This is a genomic window from Neisseria sp. P0017.S009 (assembly GCF_051957375.1).
Classification (GTDB): domain Bacteria; phylum Pseudomonadota; class Gammaproteobacteria; order Burkholderiales; family Neisseriaceae; genus Neisseria; species Neisseria perflava.
The window spans coordinates 1-2983 of the sequence record NZ_JBQCWL010000014.1 but is presented as its reverse complement, the minus strand read 5'-3'; the positions used below and the strand labels follow the sequence as shown (position 1 = coordinate 2983).

3 protein-coding genes are annotated in these 2983 nt (G+C 45.0%); all 3 read right to left on the bottom strand.

What is annotated here, in order from left to right; translation table 11 throughout:
• The coding region (locus tag ACTHTG_RS11125) for a PAAR-like domain-containing protein (RefSeq protein WP_440360697.1) at positions 1 to 284 on the bottom strand (284 nt) is incomplete at its 3' end.
• 148 nt (positions 285 to 432) lie between these two features.
• Positions 433 to 1137: a hypothetical protein gene (locus ACTHTG_RS11120; RefSeq protein ID WP_371510174.1), complete on the bottom strand. Its 705-nt coding sequence runs from the start codon at positions 1135 to 1137 to the stop codon at positions 433 to 435.
• Positions 1134 to 2983 (bottom strand): RHS repeat-associated core domain-containing protein (locus ACTHTG_RS11115; RefSeq protein ID WP_440360696.1); only part of this gene is annotated, 1850 nt, incomplete at its 5' end. The genes ACTHTG_RS11115 and ACTHTG_RS11120, both read right to left, overlap by 4 nt.

Sequence of the window (2983 nt, the reverse complement as noted above, 5' to 3'; positions counted from 1 at the left end):
AGTTTCTTTTTGAACTTATTGTTCATGTGGAACATATCGCCGGCGCGAATGATGTAGCGCTTGCGGATTTTAACCGAAGAAGAATGCATCATCGGCCAGGCGGGTTTGGTAGCGGTGCGGGAAAGCACACCCTTGCGGCCCGGAAGGGCGGGTTCGTCGCCGGTAGTGCGGTTGGTTTTACTGGCCTTGAAGACGAAGGCGGGCTTGCGGTTGAGGCGGACGTCTTTGGCGACGGTCTTGGCGCCGCCCAGGTCGGCGAAGAGAGGGAAGGGGATGGGCGGCACCTAGGAAAATTGAATTGTTAAAGAACAAAAACATTATTGCTCAGGCCGTCTGAAAAGTTTTTTCAGACGGCCTGAATAAATCATTGGAAAAGAAACCGCGTGCGTGCCTTGGGATACGCACCCTACATGCGGGCTACGGCTTGCTAACTCAATCTAGTTCTGCTTGTTGGTCATTTTTACCATTGCTATCATCGCTGATCTCAATATTTTTTTTATGTGTGAATAATAAATCTAAAATTTTAGATATATTCTTTGAGTCAGGGAATTTTTTAGGATTTTTTATGTTTAAGAAATTATTAATTTCCAAGTTATGTAAATGACTTATTAGTAAAATTGTAGATAGCGGGTATTTATATGAGGAAGGATTTTTTAAAATATCCTCTATTGCTAAATTACTTCCGAAATAATAATTTTTCATTGGTAATACATAATTATCGAATATAGCAATAATTATCTCATTTATTTCATTTTCGGATGTTTCTGGATATAAAGAAATAATGCCAAAATCTTTAAAAATAGAATCAAATTTTCCAAGTTCTGAACCATGTACTTTAAAATTACTTGGTGTGTCATTTTCATCAAAAATATCGTTTATTTCAGGATAAAATTTTGGGATAATTGTACTTAATTCTATAAATTTTTGGTCTAGAATATTTTGCTCATTTATATAAGAAACGATAGAAAATGAGCATAATGCCCCAATTTTTACATGCTTACCTTTTTTAAATTGGAAGTTAATTTTTCCAAAAAAAATGTCATTAAAAAAAAGTGAAATAATACAATCGTGTTTTTTAAATGAAATATGGTTAGCTTCCAAATATGAGCAGAAGCTATTTAATATTTTTTTCTTCATTTTTTATACCTCAATAAAATAAATGTTATATCTCTTCCATTTACATTAACAACTTTGCCTTTAGAAGTTAAAATAGTTCCTCCTCCTTTTCTTGATGTATTTGCATTTGCACAACGACCAGTTGGAAACGCGTTTGATGCTCGTTGATTTTTAGTAAGCCTACCTGAGCCAAATTTTGATTCAAATACATAAGTCTTTCCGCCACGTTCAGCAACAATATCAGCAATAATATTTTGCCCATTCACAGTCATGGGTACTTGTGTTCGAATATTTTTGAATCCATTTCTTGCAACATCAAATAGAGCACGGGCCTCTCCTCGTCTACCATTAAAATGTGGAATTCCTAATAAACCCAAGGGATCTAACCACATTTGAACATTTGGCGCAAACCAATACAGATTATCCCCACCCATCAACCCAATCGGATCCTGATTCACAAACCTACCCGCATCAGGCTCGTAATACCTGAAGAAGTTGTAATGCAGCCCCGTTTCACGGTCGGCATACTGGTTTTGCAGGCGGAACGGCTGGTATGCGCTATCCGTTACCTTGGTTTCCTCTTTCAGACGACCCCAGCCGGTGTAGTTGCCGAACCATAAGAGGTTGCCGTCCTTATCAGTCATCTCGCGCGGGATGCCGATTTGGTCGCAGTGGAAGTAGCGGGTCTGTTGTTGGTTTTCTCCTTCTGCGTTCGTCCAATCGTGGACTTGCGCCAGCGGTTCGTAGGACTCTTGGTCGGTATAGATATAGGTATACCTACCGTCCAAGTGGATTTCTTGCAGCAGATGGCTGCCGTCCCAGACGAAGCGGGTTTGGTTTTCGAGGTCGTCTGAAACTTCCTGACTGGTTTTCAGACGGCCTTTGCCTATCCTTCTGCCCAAGGCGTCGTAGGTGTAGGACCAAGTTTCTTTCGTACCGTCTTTTTTGAAGATTTCGGCTTTAACCAGTTGGTCGTGCAGGTCGTAGAAATAGTTCTGCACTTCGCCGTCAGCCAGCTCGCGGTGGATCAGGTTGCCGAGGTCGTCGTAGTAATAGGTCGTGCCGTTGTAGGTTTTCAGGCGGTTGTCGGTGACGGCATTGAGGTCGTCTGAAAGGATATTGTGCGCGGGGTCGAAGGCGAACAGTTCGTTGCCGGCTTGGGTAATCCTGCCCAGTTTGTCGTACTCGAACTGCGTCGTGCCCGTCCGTTGGTCGGTGCTGTGGGTCAGGTTGCCGGTGCGGTCGTAGCCGTAGCTGCGTTTGACGGCATAAGCCGATGTTACTGTGTTTTTACCTGTCTCGGTCTGCGTCAAGTCGTTGAGGGTGGCGATTTGCCTTTTCAGACGGCCTAAGGGATCGAGTTCGTAACGGCTGGCGAGCTTACCCTGGGTGCGGTAGATTTCGCGGTGCAGCTTATCGCGTTCGATGTCGGTGATGACTTCGTCGTCGAGGCTGATTTGGTGCAGATGGCCGCTGCCGTAATACAGGTAGTTGATTTGTCTGCCGTCGGGTAGGACGGTGGCGGTACGGTTGCCGTTGAAGTCGTAGTGGTAGCGGACGGTTTCGGTAACGGGCAGGTACAGCATATCGTACTGCGCATCGCGCCAGTCGGTTTCGGGCAAACCGTTTTGTGCGTTCTCTTCCTTAGCCGGTACTTTCCATTGGTGCTGGCCGATGATTTGGCCGTTGCCGTTGTAGTCGAAGCAGGTAATGCTGTGGCTGTTGGCGGCACGGACAAGGTTGCCGTCCGGGTCGTATTGGTAAACGGTTTCCTGAACCTTGTCGTTATCGCGGGCGAGGGTATGGATTAAGCGTCCCAATATATCGCGTTTGAACTCGGTAATCCGCAGCGGGGTTTGGCTGTCGA

What these genes read in the sequence shown, in the direction of transcription:
- ACTHTG_RS11120 (WP_371510174.1), bottom strand. Translation starts at nt 1,137, where the DNA reads ATGAAGAAAAAAATATTAAATAGCTTCTGCTCATATTTGGAAGCTAAC.